A 17,095-nucleotide genomic window follows, 5' to 3' on the forward strand; every position below is an offset into this window, starting at 1 on the left:
CTCAGGCCGCTTCCTTGGCCTTCGTGGCGTACATGTCGACGTACTCCTGGCCCGAGAGCCGCATGACCTCGCTCATCACCTCGTCGGTCACCGCGCGCAGCACGTAGCGGTCGCGGTCCATGCCCTCGTAGCGGGAGAAGTCCAGCGGCTCACCGAACCGGACGGCGACGCGTCGGCCGCCGCCGAAGCGGGGCAGCCCCCGGCCGCCGGGCTGCACCTGGTCGGTGCCGATCATCGCGAACGGCACCACCGGCGCCCCGGTCATCAGCGCCAGCCGGGCGATGCCGGTGCGGCCCCGGTAGAGCCGCCCGTCCGGGGAGCGGGTGCCCTCGGGGTAGATGCCGAAGACCTTGCCCTCCTCCAGCACCCGGCGCCCGGTCATCAGCGCGGCGACGCCGCCGCGCCCGCCGTCCCGGGCGACCGGGATCATGCCGACGCCGGTGAAGAACCACGCCATCAGCCGCCCCTTGAGCGTCGTGCCGGTGACGTACTCGTCCTTGCCGATGAAGAACACCTGCCGGTCGGTGACGACCGGCAGCACCATCGAGTCGATGAAGGTGAGGTGGTTGCCGGCCAGGATCACCGGGCCCTCGCCGGGGATGCGGTCGGCGCCCTCGATCCGCGGCCGCAGCAGCAGGCGGAGCAGCGGGCCCAGTACGGCCTTGATGAGAAGGAAACGGCCCCTCACTGGGATTCAGCCTCCGTGGTGTGTGATCGGCGCGGCGTGCGCCGGAACCGACGATACCCGCGCTCGCGTACCCGCGTACGCGGGGGTAACCGCGTCGGCGCCCCGGGGCGGGGCGGGGCGGTGGTGTTCGCGCCGTGTTCCGCGGGCCGTCTCCCGCCGGACAGCCGGGCGCGCCTACGCTGCGGGCCGTCGATCCGTCAGGCACCGCCGCCCGCCCGCACGCGCGGGCGGCGGCAGGAGAGGAGAGGTCCATGGAGCCCATGGCACACCAGCAGCGCCCCGGACGCCGGGCCGTGCTCGGCGCGACGGTGCTGGGAGCGGCCGGCGCGATGACGCTCGGCGCGGCCGGTACCGCCCAGGCGCGGCCCGAAGCGGGGCCCGGGCGCGGCCGGGGGCCGGGGAAGCTGCCGGTCCCCGCGGTCATCGCGCACCGCGGCGCCAGCGGCTACCGGCCCGAGCACACCATGGGCGCCTACGAGCTGGCCCTCGACATGGGCGCCGACGTCATCGAACAGGACCTGGTGCCCACCCGGGACGGCCACCTGGTGTGCCGCCACGAGAACGAGATCGGCGGCACCACGGACGTCGCCGAGCACCCGGAGTTCGCCGCCCGCAGGACCACCAAGACGGTGGACGGCCGCGACATCACCGGCTGGTTCACCGAGGACTTCACCCTCGCGGAGCTGAAGCGGCTGCGGGCCGTCGAGCGCATCCCGGACCAGCGCCAGGAGAACACGCTCTACGACGGCCGCTGGCAGGTGCCCACCTTCGCCGAGGTGCTGGACTGGGCCCGTGCGGAGGGCCGCCGCCGGGGTCGGACGGTGTGGCTGCACGTGGAGACCAAGCACCCCAGCTACTTCCGCGGCCTGGGGCTGGGCCTGGAGGAGCGCCTGGCCCGCCACCTGCGCGCCCACCGCCTGCACCGCCGGAACGCGCCGGTGTTCGTGCAGTCCTTCGAACCGAGCAGCATCCAGCGCATGGCCCGCCTCGTCGACACCCCCGGCGTGGTGCTGCTGTCCTCGGCCGCCTCCCGCCCGTGGGACTTCGTGGAGTCCGGCGACCCGCGCACCGTGGCCGACCTGGTCACCCCCGCGGGTCTGGACTGGATCGCCTCCTACGCCCAGGGCATCGGGCCCACGCTCGACCTCGTCGTGCCCAAGCGCGCCGACGGCAGCCTGGGCGAGCCCACCTCGCTCGTGCGCGACGCGCACCAGCGCGGCCTGGTGCTGCACCCCTACACCCTGCGCAACGAGAACGCCTTCCTGCCGGCCGAGTTCCGGCGCGGCACCGACCCGGCCGCCTACGGGGACGCCTTCGGCGCGCTGCGCGCCTACTTCGCCACCGGTATCGACGGCATCTTCACGGACCAGCCCGACACCGCGCTGCTGGCCGCCGCCGACCACCGCGCCGGCTGAACGGGGTCCGCCTGACGACGCCTGTTCACCCGGACGGCCCCGCGCTCCGCACCGCCCACCCACCGCGGAATCGCAGGCGGGTCGGGAATCTCACAGCGGAGTTCGGGGCCGACGCGTTCCCGTCGCCTGCGATCTGTGCGCAGAATGCTGTCGGCGGAGGTTGGAATGCTGCCCCGTAGGGAAGGGTGCGTAAGACAACCGGCGTCACCAGGGCAGCCAGTCCGGCCGCGCGACCCTCACCCGCTGCCGCGCCGGACGTGAGACACCAGAAAGAGGCGTGCGCACATGGGCATGAGCGTGACCATCTCTGCGGCGACCGGGCAGGACACCGAGCAGATCCTCAAGCTCCAGTACCTGTGCTACCAGAGCGAGGCGGAGCTGTACCGGGACTGGAGCATCGAGCCGCTGACCCAGACGCTGGACGCCCTGCGCGCCGAACTCGAGGGCGGCTGCGTGCTGGTGGCCCGGCTCGGCGAGGAGGTCGTCGGCTCGGTGCGCGGCCAGGTCGACGCCGCCGGCACCGGGCACATCAACAAGCTCGTCGTCCACCCCCGGCTGCAGCGGCACGGGCTCGGCGGGCGGCTGCTGGCCGCCCTGGAGACGCGGCTGGCCCAGGAGCAGGGCGCCCAGCGGTTCCGGCTGTGCACCGGCCACCGCAGCGAGGGCAACCTGCGGCTGTACCGGCGCTGCGGCTACGTCGCCTCCGGCACCGAGCGCGTCTCGCCCAAGCTGAGCGTCATCACGCTGGAGAAGGCGGCCGTCGCCGAGGCGTACGCCCAGAGCGCGTGACGCCAGCCGCCCCGGGGGCGCCGGCCTGCCCGGCCTGCCCGGGGCGCCGGCTCAGTCCGCCGCCGGCTCCGCGCGCCGCAGCCACAGCAGGCCGACGACCGGCAGCACCAGCGGGATGAACAGGTACCCCATGCCGTAGGTGGACCACACCGTGGTGTCCGGGAAGGCCACCGGGTCGAGCACCGACCAGGTGCCCACGGCCAGCACGCCCACGAGTTCGGTGACGCAGCCGGCCAGCGCGGTGCGCCGCGCCGCCTCGCCGCCGCGCACCAGCGCGACGGTGATGCCCGCGTACACGGCCGCGGCCAGGGCGGACAGCAGGTAGGGCAGCGGGGCCTCGTCGAACCGGGTGGCGATCTGGTACGCCGAGCGGGAGGTGGCCCCGATGGTGAAGATCGCGTAGAGGGTCACCAGGAGGCGCCCGGGGCCGGTGCCGATGCCGGCCCGGGGGCGCGCCGCGTCGCTCTCGCGCGCCCAGGCCGGCCGGCCGGCGGGGGCCGCGTCGCGGCGTGTTCGCTCAGGCACCGGTGCCGCTCCAGACGTCGTGGAGCCGCACCTGGAGCACCGCCAGCACGAAGGCACCGGCGGCCACCGTGGCCGACCCCCAGCGGGTGCGCTCGGCGAGCGAGAGGAAGGCGACCGCCGGGATCGCCGCCGCGCAGCCGAGCAGGTACGAGACGAACACGAGCGTGCCCTCGTCCGCCTCCTGGCCCCCCGCCAGCGCCACCACGCCGACCACGAGCTGGACCAGCGCGAGCACGGTGACGACGGCCATCCCGATGAAGTGCCAGTCCTTGGTGGGCTGGTCCCGGTAGGCCGCGAAGCCGCACCAGGCGGCCAGCGCGAGCGCGGCCACGCCGAGCGCGACCGTCAGGGGGGTGAACATGGCAGCGACTTTACTGCGCTGCCCCGGCTCGTCCCGTTTCGGGTCCGGCTCCGCGCCCCACCGCGCGCACCGCGGGTCGTGGGGCGCGGAGCCGGACCGTCCGTCCGGCGTGGCGGGTGCCCGCGGTGCGCCGTCCGCGTGGCGCCGTGCCCGTCCGCCGCGCCGCCCCCTCCGTCCGCCCTCGTCCGCCCGCACCCCGCCCGTGTCGCCGCGTCCGTCCCGCGGCGGCACCGAGGGCCCGCCGTCGCGCTCTCCGCGCTCGTCGGCCGTGGCCTTGGCCACAGTGCGGTGTGCCGGAGCCGGCCGGCCGAGCCCCGCAGCGCCCCCGTCTGCCGCACGATTCCGCAGGTCACAGCGGTGTGCGTGGCGAAGCTTCGGGTACCGGACGCCCGTTTCAGCATGCGGACATCCGTCTCTGCGGTCGGGACGCGGCCGTGGGCGTCTGGTTCACTGGTGCCCATGACCACGACGCGCAGCCCCCTTCACGTCACCGAGGCCCTCCCGGCGCCCGGTGACCGCTGCATGCGTCGAATGTGTGACCGCTGAGGGCCCCCGCCTGAGCCGCCTCGCGCCCCGAAGCGAGGCTCCGTAGCGGCGCCGCGCCGTCGACCCCGCCCCGAGGCGGCCCGGCCGCGCCCGTGCGCCCGGCGCCCGTAAGGCGCCGCCGCCTGCCGCCCCACCACTTCACCGCGCCCGCAGCACACCCGTGCGCGCCGCCGGCCAGCCCCGGCGCGCACTCGACAGTGACGGAAACCCAGTGATCACCACCACGGATCTGACGAAGGTCTACCGCACCAAGGACCGCGAGGTCACCGCCCTGGACGGCGTCAACCTGCACGTGCGCGAAGGCGAGGTCTACGGCGTCGTCGGCCAGAGCGGCGCCGGGAAGTCCTCGCTCATCCGCTGCGTCAACCTGCTGGAGAGGCCCACCTCCGGCACCGTGACCGTCGCGGGGCAGGACCTCACCGCGCTCGCCGGGCGCGGCCCGCGGCCCTCCGCGGCGCTGCGGGCCGCGCGCAGCCGCATCGGCATGGTCTTCCAGCACTTCAACCTGCTCTCCTCGCGCACCGTCCAGGGCAACGTCGAACTGCCGCTGGAGATCCTCGGCGTCTCCCGGGCGGCCCGCCGGCGCAAGGCGCTCGACCTGCTCGACGTCGTCGGGCTGGCCGACCGCGCCCGCGCCTACCCCGCCCAGCTCTCCGGCGGGCAGAAGCAGCGCGTGGGCATCGCCCGCGCCCTGGCCGGCGACCCCAAGGTGCTGCTCTCGGACGAGGCCACCTCGGCGCTCGACCCGGAGACCACCGGCTCGGTGCTCCAGCTCCTGCGCGACCTCAACCGGCAGCTCGGGCTCACCGTCCTGCTCATCACCCACGAGATGGACGTGGTCAAGTCCGTCTGCGACTCCGCGGCCCTGATGCGCGGCGGACGGGTCGTGGAGTCGGGCACCGTGCCGAAGCTGCTGGCCACGCCCGGCTCCGAACTGGCCGCGACCCTCTTCCCGGTCGGCGGCGAGCCCACCGCGGCCGACGGCACGGTGGTCGACGTCACCTTCCAGGGTGAGGCCACCGGGCAGCCGGTCGTCGCGCGGCTCGCCCGCACCTACAACATCGACATATCGATACTCGGCGCCGCGATGGACACCGTCGGCGGACGCCAGACCGGGCGCCTGCGCATCGCGCTGCCCGGCGACTACGCCGACAACGTCGTCCCCGTCGGCTTCCTGCGCGAGCAGGGGCTGACCGTGGACGTCGTCACCGCACCCGGCGCCGACCGCGCGGGCGCGGCGCCGCGACGGGAGGGCGTGCGATGACCTGGTCCGAGATGCAGCCGCTGCTGCTCCAGGCGTGCGTCGACACCCTCTACATGGTCGGCTGGGCCACCGCCGTGGCCGCGCTCGGCGGCCTGCCCCTGGGCGTGCTGCTCGTCCTCACCGACCGCGGCGGCATGCTGCGCAACGGCCCCGTCAACCGCGTCGTGGGCGCGCTCGTCAACGTCGGCCGCTCACTGCCGTTCGTCATCCTCCTCGTCGCGCTGATCCCGTTCACCCGCCTGGTGGTGGGGACGTTCATCGGTCCGACGGCGGCGATCGTGCCACTGGCCGTGGGCGCGGTCCCCTTCTTCGCCCGGCTGGTGGAGACCGCGCTGCGCGAGGTCGACCGCGGGCTCGTCGAGGCCGCGCAGGCCATGGGCGGCGGCACCGGCACCGTGGTGTGCAAGGTGCTGCTCCCGCAGGCCCTGCCCTCCCTGGTCGCCGGACTCACCACCACCGTCATCGTGCTCATCGGCTACTCCGCGATGGCCGGCGTCGTCGGCGCGGGCGGCCTGGGCGACCTCGCCCACACCTACGGTTACCAGCGCTTCGAGACGGCGCTGATGCTCGTGACCGTCGCGATCCTGATCGCCTTGGTCACCCTCGTGCAGCTCGTCGGCGACGCCGCCGTGCGCCTGCTGGCCCGCCGCGAGCGCGGCGTCCGCTGACGCCCGCCACCCCCACAGACCACCCTCCGCACCACCGAGAAGCCCGAACTCTTCGTCGGGCAGGCACCACAGGAAAGAGAGCACTCATCGTGCGCACCCACCGCAAGATCACCGCAGCCGCGGCCACCACCGCCCTCGCCCTGGGCCTCACCGCCTGCGGCACCGCCTCCGACCCGGACACCGGCGGCTCGGGCGACGGGGCCGGGCAGGGCCCCCTCACCGTCGCGGCCTCCGCGACCCCGCACGCCGAGATCCTGGAGTACGTGCGCGACCACCTGGCCGAGCAGGAGGGCCTGGAGCTGAACGTCAAGGTCTTCAACGACTACGTGCTGCCCAACACCGCCACCGAGAGCGGCGACGTGGACGCCAACTACTTCCAGCACAAGCCGTACCTGGACGACTTCAACGCCAAGAACGGCACCCACATCGTGCCCGTCACGACCGTCCACCTCGAACCGCTCGGCCTGTACTCCCAGGACGCCGGCGACCTGTCGGACATCGCCCCCGGGCAGACCGTCGCCCTGCCCAACGACACCACCAACGGCGGCCGCGCCCTGCGGCTCCTGGACGCCCACGGGCTCATCGAGCTGACCGACGACGCCGGGCAGGACGCCACCCTGGCCGACATCGCCGACGCCAAGGGCCTCACCTTCAAGGAGCTGGAGGCCGCCACCGTCCCGCGCGCGCTGGGCGAGGTGGACGCGGCCGTCATCAACGGCAACTACGCCATCGAGGCCGACCTGAGGCCCGCCGAGGACGCCCTCGCCCTGGAGGACGCCGAGGACAACCCGTACGCCAACCTCCTCGCCGTCAGGGAGGGCGACGAGGACGACCCGCGCGTCGCCCTGCTGGCCGAGCTCCTGAACTCCGAGGAGGTCAGGACCTTCATCGAGGAGGAGTACGACGGCTCGGTGCTCCCCGCGTTCGAGGACGCCACCGCCTGAGCGGCTCCCTTCACCCCGAGCGCGGCGCCGGAGCCCCCCGCGGGCCCGGCGCCGCGCGCGGGCGGCCATGCTGCATGCTGGGGCATTCGAACCCATCGGCACGGAGCGGCGCATGACACCCTGTTTCCCGGACATCTCCATCAGTACGGAGCGGCTGGTGCTGCGCCCGTTCGAGGAAGCGGACGTCCCCGCGCTCACCGACATGATGAACGACGAGCTCGTCACCGCCTGGAGCAGCGCGCCCCACCCCTACACGCGCGCGGACGCCCGGCAGTGGGTCCACGCGGCGGCGCCCCGGGAGCGCACCAGCGGACGCGGCATCGTCTTCGCCGTCAGCGAGTTGCTCACCCAGCGCCTGGTGGGCATCACGCACCTGCGCCACACCGACTGGCGCATCCGCACCACCGAGGCCGGGTACGTCGTCGCCCCGTGGGCGCGCGGCGAGGGCTACGCGGCCGAGGCCCTGCAGGCGGTCGCGCGCTGGCTCTTCGCGGACCAGGGTTTCGAACGGCTCGAAGTGCGCACCGCGGCCGGCAACACCGCCTCCCAGCAGGTGGCGCAGAAGGTCGGCTGCATCAGCGAGGGCGTGCTGCGCAACGCCGGGATCGTCCGCACCCGCAGCGACGACTGGGCCGCCGCCCAGGGCGGAGCCGACACGGAGTGGAGCGAGATCCGCACCGACCTCATCGTGTGGGGTCTGCTGCCCGAGGACCTCGACGACGCGGGTGGCGAGCGCCCCGCCACCGTCGAGCGCACCGCCGCCCCCGACCACCGGCCGCTCGGGTAATCTCACTGGCGCCCGACCCGCGCCGACCCCAGGAGAGTCCCGCCGATGGCCGACCGTGTCACCGTGATCGGCTGGGACGGCTCGCCGGTGACGGGCACGGCCCGCGCGGCGCTCGACGCCGCCACCCTCGTCGCCGGAGCCGGCCACCACCTCGCGCTCCCGGAGGTGCCGCCGACCGCCGAACACGTCCGCCTGGGCAGCATCGCCCTCGCCGCCCGGCGCATCGCCCAGCACCGCGGCACCGCCGTCGTCCTCGCCGACGGCGACCCCGGCTTCTTCGGCGTCGTCCGCGCGCTGCGCGCCCCCGAGCACGGCCTCGAAGTGGAGGTTGTGCCCGCCGTCTCCGCCGTCGCCGCCGCGTTCGCCCGTGCCGGGATGCCGTGGGACGACGCCCAGCTCGTCGTCGCCAGCGGCCGCACCCTGCGCCGCGCCGTGAACGTCTGCCGCGCCCACCCCAAGGTCGCCGTCCTCACCTCGCCCGGGGCCGGCCCGGCCGAACTGGCCCTGCTGCTCGGCGAGGTGCACCGCACCTTCGTCATCTGCGAGGAACTGGGCACCGCGCGGGAGCGGATGACCGTGCTGACCTCCGACAAGGCCGCCGACCACGTGTGGCGCGACCCGAACGTCGTCATCGTCGTCGGCGGACACGGCGCGGGCGCGGGCACCGGTACCGGCGCCGTCCAGGGCAGCGGCTGGCTCGCCGGGCGGCCGCCGGGCTACCCCGAGGGCCCGCGCGGCTGGGCGCTCCCGCCCCTGCCCTACGGCGACACGCACGCCACCGCCACCACCGGGGAGTCCGCGCAGTTGCGCGCCGCCCAGCTCGCCCGGCTCGGCCCGCGCACCGGGGACCTGGTGTGGGACATCGGCACCGGCAGCGGCAGCCTCGCGGTGGAGGCCGCCCGCTTCGGCGCCGCCGTCATCGCCGTGGACCGCAACGCCGAGGCCTGCGCGCGCGCCACCGCGGCGGCCCGGCGCGTCGGCGCCCAACTCCAGGTCGTGCGCGGGGGAGCGCCCCAGGTGCTCGAAGACCTCCCCGAACCCGACGTGGTCCGCGTCGGCGGCGGCGGCCTGCGCACGATCGCCGCGTGTGCGGAGCGGCGCCCCGAGCGGATCGTCACCCACGCCGCCACCCGGGACGAGGCCGAGGGCGTCGGCCGGGTGCTGGCGGAGGCCGGGTACACGGTCGAGTGCGCCCTTCTGCAGACCCTCGAACTGGACACCAGACACTGGTCGGAGCGGGACCGGACCGTCGTCTTCCTGCTGTCCGGACACCGGGTGTGATCTGCGCCGGAACAACCGTGACCAACCGGGGCCAGCGGTACACCCCGGCCCGGTCGGCGGGCCCGGGGCCGGTAGGCTGAGCGACTGTTGTGCCGTCACCCAGGGTTGACGCCTTGTTCGGCTTGCCCGGCCCGGTGCGGCCGGCGGCAACGGGAGACGTGCCGCGCGCGGCGCGCGCTCGTTCTCCCTACGGGGGAGTCCCCACCCGGGACTCGCAGGAGCACTACGGATGGCGAGGGGTACGCATGACCGACACCGGCCAGGTCCCGGGCGAGGGACAGCCGGAGAACGCAGGCGCGCAGCCGGACGGGCCGGGCACGCCGGCCTCCGGTACGTACACCTACGCGGACCCCGACGCCACGCCGCCGGCCGGCGAGGACGACGACATGCTGCTCATGCCCGGGGCCCAGGGCGCGTGGAGCGAGTCGGCGCCCGCAGCGCCGCCCCGGCCACCGCACACCGGCGCGCCGGAGGCCGACGGCCGCGACCCGGGGTACGCCGAGCACGGCCCGGCCCCGGCACACACCGGCGGTCGCCCCGCCCCCCGCCGCCCGCTGCACCTCGGGCCCCCCGTCCCCGAGCACTCCGGTGCCGTGCGCTCGCTGGCCGACCGCGGCCCCACCACCCCCGGCCCCGTCCCCGCCGAGCCCGCTGCGGAGCCCGGCCCCGTTCCCGCCGAACACGCCGCCCCGCCCGTGGGGGAGTACCCGGACGGCGGGTACCCGCCCGCCGCTTCGGCGCCGACGGCACCGGGCTTCGAGCCGCCGCACGTCGCCCCCGCTCAGCCCGGCGCCTGGCACCCGGCCCCGCAGCCGCCGGACGCGGGCGCAGAAACGGTGGACCACCCGGTGCCGGTGCCGGAGGCCGTCGCGGACGAGCCCGCCACGGCCCCGCCCGTCGGCGCCCCGCAGGCCGAGGCGGGGCGGGCGTACCCCGTCGAGCCGCCGCACGCCGTCGAGCCGCGGCCCGCCGACGCCGCGCCGCCCGCCGACGGCCCGTACGCCGACGCCGAGCACCGGGCGGCGCCGGAGGCCGCGCCGCAGCCCGCTCCGGCGGCCTCCGCCGCGGACGGTGCGGTGCCCGTCGAGGGGTCCTCCGGCCCCGTGGCCCAGCCCCCGCTCCCGCAGGACGCGCCGCCGGCCGACGGCGACCAGCCGGAGGCCGGTGCGCCGCCCCACCCCGTCGCCGAGACGGACGGCACCGACACCGCGCCCCCGGCGGGCGCCCCGGAGCCGCCCGCCGCCGTGCCGCCGTCCGGTGCCGCGGAAGCGCGGCCGACCGTCGCACCCGAGCCCGCGCCGGGGACCGAACCCGCGCCGGAACCGACGGCGGCGCAGGCCCCGGAGCCGGTCGCCCCGGCGCCCGAGGCGGACGCCACGCCCGCGCCCGAACCGCACGTCACCGCGTACGCACCCGCCGCCGGGTCCCCTTCGGCCCACGAGCCGGAGTCCGGGCCCGGGCAGGGGCAGCCCGAGGAGGCGGCCGAGCCCGGCGCGGCCGACGCCGCCCCCGCTGAGCCGGTGGCCGCCGAGCCCGGCGAACCGGTGGTCGCGGGCCCCGGCACCGTGCCCGGGGCCCATGCCGCGCCGGAGTCGGAACCGGAGCCGCAGCCGGAGCCCGGCGAGGCACCGCAGACCGGACCGGAGCCGCAGGCCGGACCCGAGCCCGAGCCCGGCGAGGCGGCGCGCACCGCCCCGGAGCCGCAGGCCGCCCCGGAGCCGACGCCGCCAACCGGTCCGGAGCCGCAGGCCGCGCCCGGCCCAGAGGCTGGAGCGGAGCCGGAGCCGGAGGTGGTGCCCGGCGAGGCACCGCAGACCGGACCGGAGCCGCAGGCCGGACCCGAGCCCGAGCCCGAGCCCGAGCCCGAGCCGCGAACCGCCCAGGAGCCGCAGCCCGACGCCGAGCCGCCCGTTCCGCCCGCGCCCGCGACCCCGCCCGCACCCGGCTACCCCGACGCCGAGCGCGAGGCCCTGCACCGGGTGATGCGCGAGCGCCGCGACATCCGCAACGGCTTCCGCCCGGACCCGATCCCGCACGAGGTGCTGCTGCGCGTCCTGGAGGCCGCGCACACCGCGCCGAGCGTCGGCCACTCCCAGCCCTGGGACTTCGTCCTCATCCGGGCCGAGGAGACGCGGCGGAAGATGCACGAGCTGGCCGTGCGCCAGCGCGAGGTGTACGCCAGGTCGCTGCCGCGGGCCCGCGCCAAGCAGTTCAAGGAGCTCAAGGTCGAGGCCATCCTCGACACGCCGGTGAACATCGTGGTCACCGCCGACCCCACGCGCGGTGGCCGCCACACCCTGGGGCGGCACAGCCAGCCGCAGATGGCGCCGTACTCCTCCGCGCTCGCGGTGGAGAACCTCTGGCTCGCCGCCCGCGCGGAGGGGCTCGGCGTCGGCTGGGTCAGCTTCTTCGACGAGCGCGAGATGGTCACCGAACTGGGCCTGCCGGAGCACCTGGAGGTCGTGGCCTACCTGTGCGTCGGCTATGTCGACGCCTTCCCCGAGGAGCCGGAGCTGGCCCGTTCGGGCTGGTCCAAGCGCCGCCCGCTGGCGTGGGTGGTGCACGAGGAGGCCTACGGCCGCCGCGCCCTGCCCGGCGCCGAGCCCAGCGACCTGCTGGCCGAGGCGCTCGCCGGTATCCGCCCGCTGGACGCCAAGGCGCTCGGCGAAGCGTGGGAGCGGCAGAAGCGGATGACCAAGCCGGCCGGCGCACTGGGCATGCTGGAGATCATCTCCGCCCAGCTCAGCGGACTGGCCCGGCAGTGCCCGCCGCCCGTACCGGAACCGGCGGCCGTGGCCGTCTTCGCCGGGGACCACGGCGTGCACGCCCAGGGCGTCACGGCCTGGCCCCAGGAGGTGACGGCCCAGATGGTCGCCAACTTCCTCGGCGGCGGCGCGGTCTGCAACGCCTTCGCCAACCAGGTCGGCGCCGAGGTGTGCGTCGTGGACGTCGGCGTGGCCGGGGAGCTGCCCAGCACCCCCGGCCTGCTGCCGCGCAAGGTGCGCCCCGGCACCGCCGACATCACCACCGGCCCCGCCATGGACCGGTCCGAGGCGCTGCGCGCCATCGAGGTCGGCATCGAGACCGCCCGCGACCTGGTGACGGCGGGCAACCGCGCCCTGCTCACCGGCGAGATGGGCATCGCCAACACCACCGCGTCCGCCGCGCTCATCGCCGTCTTCACCGGGGCCGACCCGGCCGAGGTCACCGGCCGCGGGACCGGCATCAGCGACGAGACGCACGCCCGCAAGGTCGACGTGGTCCGCCGCGCGCTCCAGCTCCACCAGCCCGACGCGGCCGACCCCATCGGCGTCCTCACCGCGCTCGGCGGCCTGGAACACGCGGCGATGGTCGGCCTGATCCTGGGCGGCGCGTCGCTGCGCACCCCGGTGATCCTGGACGGCGTCAGCGCGGGCGCCGCCGCCCTGGTGGCCCGGGCCATCACCCCGGAGGCGCTGGCGGCCTGCATCGCCGGGCACCGCAGCGCCGAACCGGGGCACGTCGCGGCGCTCACCAAGCTGGGTCTGCGACCGCTGGTGGACCTCGATCTGCGGCTCGGCGAGGGCACCGGCGCCCTGCTCGCGCTGCCGATCGTGCAGAGCGCGGCCCGCGCGATGCACGAGGTCGCCACGTTCGACGCCGCGGGGGTCACCGAGAAGTCCTGATCAGCGCGGTGTCGACACCCCCGGCTACGATGCTCACCGAGCCGCGCTGACCCGTTCCCGGCCGCTGCGACGCCGCAGCGGCTTCGCACCCCCTGCCCCGAGGAGCCGCACCGCCATGTCCGAGACCGCCGCCTACCCGGTCGGCCTGCGACTCGCCGGTCGCCGCGTCGTCGTGCTCGGCGGCGGCACCGTCGCCCAGCGCCGCCTGCCCGCGCTGGTGGCCGCCGGCGCCGACATCGAGCTGATCGCGCCCACCGCCACCCCGTCGGTGGAGGCGATGGCCGAGGCGGGTGAACTGCGCTGGCGGCCGCGCGCGTACCGCGAGGGCGACTTGGCGGAGGCCTGGTACGTCCTCGTCGCCACCAGCGACCCGGCGGCCAACGCGGCCGCCTCCGCCGAGGCCGAGGCCCGCCGCGTCTGGTGCGTGCGCAGTGACGACGCCGAGGCCGCCACCGCCTGGACACCCGCGACCGGACGCAGCGAGGGGGTGACGGTCGCGGTGCTCACCGGGCGCGACCCGCGCCGCTCGGCCGCCGTGCGGGACGCGGTGGTCGAGGGGCTGCGCGACGGCACCCTGGTCGCGCCGCGGCACCGGGCCCGCACCGCCGGCGTCGCGCTGGTCGGCGGGGGCCCGGGCGACCCGGACCTCATCACCGTGCGCGGCCGGCGCCTGCTGGCCGAGGCCGACGTCGTCGTCGCCGACCGCCTCGGCCCGCGCGACCTGCTGGACGAGCTGCCCCCGCACGTCGAGGTCGTCGACGCCGCGAAGATCCCCTACGGCCGGTTCATGGCCCAGGAGGCCATCAACAACGCGCTCGTCGAGTACGCGAAGGCCGGGAAGTCCGTCGTCCGGCTCAAGGGCGGCGACCCGTTCGTCTTCGGCCGGGGCATGGAGGAGGCCATCGCGCTGACCGAGGCGGGCATCGCGGTCACCGTCGTCCCCGGCATCTCCAGCTCCATCAGCGTGCCCGGCGCCGCCGGCATCCCGGTCACCCACCGGGGGCTGGCGCAGGAGTTCACCGTGGTCAGCGGGCACGTGGCGCCCGGCGACGAGCGGTCGCTCGTGGACTGGCGGGCGCTGGCCGCGCTGCGCGGCACGCTGGTGCTGCTCATGGCGGTCGAGCGCGTCGGGGCGATCGCCGAGGCCCTCGTCGCCCACGGCCGCGATGCCGCCACGCCGGTGGCCGTCGTGCAGGAGGGCACCATGGCCGCCCAGCGCCGGGTGGACGCCACGCTCGCCACCGTCGCCGAGCGGGTGCGCGCCGAAGGCGTCCGCCCGCCCGCCGTCATCGTCGTCGGCGACGTCGTGTCGGTCGGCCCGGGGGCCGGTTCGGACGCGATCGGTCCGGGCCCGGACGGCCCGCGTGGCTGAGCCCGTCCTCGTCGACGACCCGGGGGACCCCCGGCTCGCGGACTACACCGGCCTCACCGACGTCGAGCTGCGCCGCCGCCGGGAACCGGCCGAAGGGCTCTTCATCGCGGAGGGCGACAAGGTCATCCGCCGCGCCCTGGCCGCCGGGCACCCCATGCGGTCCATGCTCCTGTCGGCCAAGTGGACGGCGGTGATGGCCGACGTCATCGCCGAGGCCACCGCACCCGTCTACGTCGTCCCACCGGACGTCGCCGAGCAGGTCACCGGCTACCACGTGCACCGCGGCGCGCTGGCCTCCCTGGGACGGCTGCCGCTGCCCGGCCCGGGCGCACTCCTGGCCCGGGCGCGCCGCGTGGCCGTGCTGGAGTCCGTCAACGACCACACCAACACCGGCGCCATCTTCCGCAGCGCGGCCGCCCTCGGCATGGACGCGGTGCTGCTGTCCCCGGACTGCGCCGACCCCCTCTACCGGCGCTCGGTCAAGGTGTCCATGGGCGCCGTCTTCGCCGTGCCCTACGCCCGCCTGGAGGACTGGCCCGGCGGCCTGCACACGCTGCGGGAGGCCGGCTTCACCCTGCTGGCGCTCACCCCCGACGCGGCGGCCGCCCCGCTGGACGAGGTGCTCGCCGCCCGCCCCGGACGGGCCGCGCTGCTGCTCGGCGCCGAGGGCTCGGGGCTCAGCGAGCGGGCCCTGCGCGCCGCCGACGTGCGCACCCGCATCCCCATGGCGCACGGCGTGGACTCGCTCAACGTCGGCGCCGCGGCGGCCGTGGCCTTCTACGCCCTGAACGCCGGACGCGCCTGACGGGTCGGCCGCGCCGCACGCCGCCCGGCCGCCCGCGCCGACCGCCCCGGCCGGCGCACACCGTCCGAGCCTGGGCGCACACCGGCCGCCGGGTCCGGCGTCACGGCGTCCCGGCGCCGCCGCCCGCGGCCGAGTGGTGCGCCGGCCGAGAGCCCAGCGCGCCGTCGTCCGGCCCCTCGCAGCCCTGCGCCGCCGCGATGCCCAGGGCCACCAGCAGCGTGACCGTCACGAACACCACGAGCCGCTGGCGCAGCAGCCGTCGGTCGTGGCGGGCGGCAGGGGCGGGACGGCGCACGGGGCGGCGGGGCCCGGCTCCGGTCGGGCGACCCGCCCCCGCCCGGGGCACGGTGCGCGCCCCGGCGGCCGCCGGCCGGGGCCGGGTGGCCCGGGGCCGGGTCGGCCTGCGCTGCCCGCCGCCGCGGGCGGCGGACCGCTCGCGCTCGGGCGCCGGACCGGTGGCCGACTGGGCCCCGGGACGCGGGCCCGCGCCGCCGGGCCGCGGCGTGGCCGGGGCCGGGCGCGGCGCCCGCTCGGTGCGCTGCCGGGCCGGCTCGGCACTCCGCCGCGGCGCCTGGCGCGGCACCGCGTCGGCGGTGTCGGGCAGCCCCCGGGCCTCGCGCGCCGCGATCTCCTTCAGCCGCAGCGACAGTTGCAGCGTGGTGGGCCGCGCCTCGGCCGACTTGGCCAGGCACGCCCGCACCAGGGGAGCGAGCGCGGGCGGCACCAGGTGGAGCTGCGGCTCCTCGTGCACCACGCGGTAGAGCATGACCTCCGAACTGCCCTGGCCGAACGGGGAGTCCCCGGTGGCCGCGTAGGCGAGCGTGGCGCCGAGCGAGAAGACGTCCGTCGCCGGCATCACGGCCGCGCCGCGCACCTGCTCGGGGGCGAGGAAGCCGGGGGAGCCCACGGCCGTGCCCACGTGGGTGAGCGTGCTCGCGCCGGTCGCCCACGCGATGCCGAAATCGATGATGCGCGGGCCCTTGGGCGACAGCAGGATGTTGGACGGCTTGAGGTCGCGGTGCACGACCCCGGCCTCGTGCACGGCCACCAGCCCCTCGGCCAGCGCCGCGCCGACCGCGGCCACCTGGGCCGGCGGCAGCGGACCGCCCTCGCCTACCTTGTCGTGCAGGGAGGGGCCGGGCACGTACTGGGTGGCGAACCAGGGCCGCTCGGCGTCCAGGTCGGCAGCGACCAGGCGGGCCGTGCAGCCGCCCCGGATGCGCCGCGCCGCCGAGACCTCGCGGGCGAAGCGCGAACGGAACTCCTGGTCCTCGGCGAGATCCGGGCGGATGACCTTGAGGGCGACGCGCTGGCCGCGCTTGTCCGAGCCGAGGTACACCACACCCATGCCGCCGGCGCCCAGCCGCCGGTGGAGCTTGAACGAGCCGACGACTCGCGGGTCCTCGCGCCGGAGCCGCATCATCGCCATGTCCTTCCCCTACCTCCGGTGGGGAGGCCCCACGTGCCCATCCTCTGACGGGTCACAGCTTACGGACTGCCGCCCCCGCGCGCCGCCAGGCCGCGCACGCGGCGCCGGACGGATTCGCGGCCGCACGGGCGCGAGGCGCCCCGCGCGCCGGGCCAACCCCGCTGCCCCGCACGTGGACTGACGCGGCGCCAGCCGCCGCGCGCACCCGTCGGGTGCTCCGCGACACGGGTGATCGACGTCACCCAACTCGGCGCGTCGCGCCGGGCCTTGGCGCCGCACCCGAAGGCGCGGCCGGTGCGCTCCGCGCGCGGCGGCCGCCCCCGGGCGACCGTCTGGTCCCCCTCGGGCGCGCGTCCCCTCCGGGGAGTCCCGGGGGGCGGCCGGACCCCCTCTCCACCCTGCGGAGTAGGGGCGGCGGGCGCGGGTCCTCCTGCGGGATGCCTCCGAGTCGGTACGCGGGCATGACGTGCCGCACCCCCGCCGGGGCCTAGCGTGGAGGGCAAGCGGCGGGTGCACGTACTCGTCCCCCGAGGTCACCCACCCGCCGCCCCGGAAC

General features: G+C 76.6%; 14 protein-coding genes. 10 read left to right on the forward strand and 4 right to left on the reverse strand.

Annotation, left to right across the window (positions count from 1 at the left end; all coding sequences use genetic code 11):
• Nucleotide 1 precedes the first annotated feature (1 nt).
• A complete protein-coding gene (locus tag OSB71_RS15720; RefSeq protein ID WP_265948669.1) occupies nt 2-688 on the reverse strand; it encodes a lysophospholipid acyltransferase family protein in 687 nt (228 codons plus the stop codon).
• 260 nt (nt 689-948) lie between these two features.
• Here OSB71_RS15720 and OSB71_RS15725 point away from each other — a divergent pair, with 260 nt between their 5' ends.
• Nucleotides 949-2,103 carry a glycerophosphodiester phosphodiesterase gene (locus OSB71_RS15725; protein ID WP_265948727.1) on the forward strand — a complete coding sequence of 385 codons (1,155 nt, stop codon included), beginning with the start codon at nt 949-951 and terminating at the stop codon, nt 2,101-2,103.
• A gap of 285 nt (nt 2,104-2,388) precedes the next feature.
• Complete coding sequence (locus tag OSB71_RS15735; RefSeq protein ID WP_265948671.1) at nt 2,389-2,892, forward strand: GNAT family N-acetyltransferase; 504 nt, start codon at nt 2,389-2,391, stop codon at nt 2,890-2,892.
• Between the two features lie 51 nt (nt 2,893-2,943).
• On the opposite strand, the gene OSB71_RS15740 is transcribed toward OSB71_RS15735, so the two are convergent.
• Nucleotides 2,944-3,417 carry a hypothetical protein gene (locus tag OSB71_RS15740; protein ID WP_416237269.1) on the reverse strand — a complete coding sequence of 158 codons (474 nt, stop codon included), beginning with the start codon at nt 3,415-3,417 and terminating at the stop codon, nt 2,944-2,946.
• Nucleotides 3,410-3,778: a hypothetical protein gene (locus tag OSB71_RS15745; protein ID WP_265948673.1), complete on the reverse strand. Its 369-nt coding sequence runs from the start codon at nt 3,776-3,778 to the stop codon at nt 3,410-3,412. The genes OSB71_RS15740 and OSB71_RS15745 overlap by 8 nt, the downstream gene beginning before the upstream one ends.
• A gap of 757 nt (nt 3,779-4,535) precedes the next feature.
• Here OSB71_RS15745 and OSB71_RS15750 point away from each other — a divergent pair.
• From OSB71_RS15750 to OSB71_RS15785, 8 genes are all read left to right on the forward strand, one after another.
• Complete coding sequence (locus tag OSB71_RS15750) at nt 4,536-5,588, forward strand: methionine ABC transporter ATP-binding protein (protein ID WP_265948675.1); 1,053 nt, start codon at nt 4,536-4,538, stop codon at nt 5,586-5,588.
• Nucleotides 5,585-6,256: a methionine ABC transporter permease gene (locus OSB71_RS15755; protein ID WP_265948677.1), complete on the forward strand. Its 672-nt coding sequence runs from the start codon at nt 5,585-5,587 to the stop codon at nt 6,254-6,256. Before OSB71_RS15750 ends, OSB71_RS15755 begins: the two co-directional genes overlap by 4 nt.
• An 89-nt stretch (nt 6,257-6,345) precedes the next feature.
• Nucleotides 6,346-7,200: a MetQ/NlpA family ABC transporter substrate-binding protein gene (locus tag OSB71_RS15760; RefSeq protein WP_265948678.1), complete on the forward strand. Its 855-nt coding sequence runs from the start codon at nt 6,346-6,348 to the stop codon at nt 7,198-7,200.
• A gap of 112 nt (nt 7,201-7,312) precedes the next feature.
• Nucleotides 7,313-7,987: a GNAT family N-acetyltransferase gene (locus tag OSB71_RS15765; protein ID WP_265948680.1), complete on the forward strand. Its 675-nt coding sequence runs from the start codon at nt 7,313-7,315 to the stop codon at nt 7,985-7,987.
• A gap of 45 nt (nt 7,988-8,032) precedes the next feature.
• Complete coding sequence (cbiE, locus tag OSB71_RS15770; protein ID WP_265948681.1) at nt 8,033-9,268, forward strand: precorrin-6y C5,15-methyltransferase (decarboxylating) subunit CbiE; 1,236 nt, start codon at nt 8,033-8,035, stop codon at nt 9,266-9,268.
• A 245-nt stretch (nt 9,269-9,513) separates the two neighbouring features.
• Nucleotides 9,514-12,933 carry a nicotinate-nucleotide--dimethylbenzimidazole phosphoribosyltransferase gene (cobT, locus tag OSB71_RS15775; protein ID WP_265948683.1) on the forward strand — a complete coding sequence of 1,140 codons (3,420 nt, stop codon included), beginning with the start codon at nt 9,514-9,516 and terminating at the stop codon, nt 12,931-12,933.
• 115 nt (nt 12,934-13,048) lie between these two features.
• Nucleotides 13,049-14,305, forward strand: coding sequence for a uroporphyrinogen-III C-methyltransferase (cobA, locus tag OSB71_RS15780; RefSeq protein WP_265948684.1), 1,257 nt, complete (start codon nt 13,049-13,051; stop codon nt 14,303-14,305).
• Entirely contained in the window at nt 14,298-15,110 is an 813-nt protein-coding gene (locus OSB71_RS15785) for a TrmH family RNA methyltransferase (RefSeq protein WP_265948685.1), read from the forward strand. The genes cobA and OSB71_RS15785 overlap by 8 nt, the downstream gene beginning before the upstream one ends.
• A gap of 100 nt (nt 15,111-15,210) precedes the next feature.
• Here OSB71_RS15785 and OSB71_RS15790 read toward each other — a convergent pair whose 3' ends face one another.
• Nucleotides 15,211-16,539: a serine/threonine-protein kinase gene (locus OSB71_RS15790; protein ID WP_265948687.1), complete on the reverse strand. Its 1,329-nt coding sequence runs from the start codon at nt 16,537-16,539 to the stop codon at nt 15,211-15,213.
• Nucleotides 16,540-17,095: the final 556 nt, after the last annotated feature.

The organism is Streptomyces marinisediminis, assembly GCF_026262575.1.
GTDB classification, from domain to species: Bacteria; Actinomycetota; Actinomycetes; order Streptomycetales; family Streptomycetaceae; genus Streptomyces; species Streptomyces marinisediminis.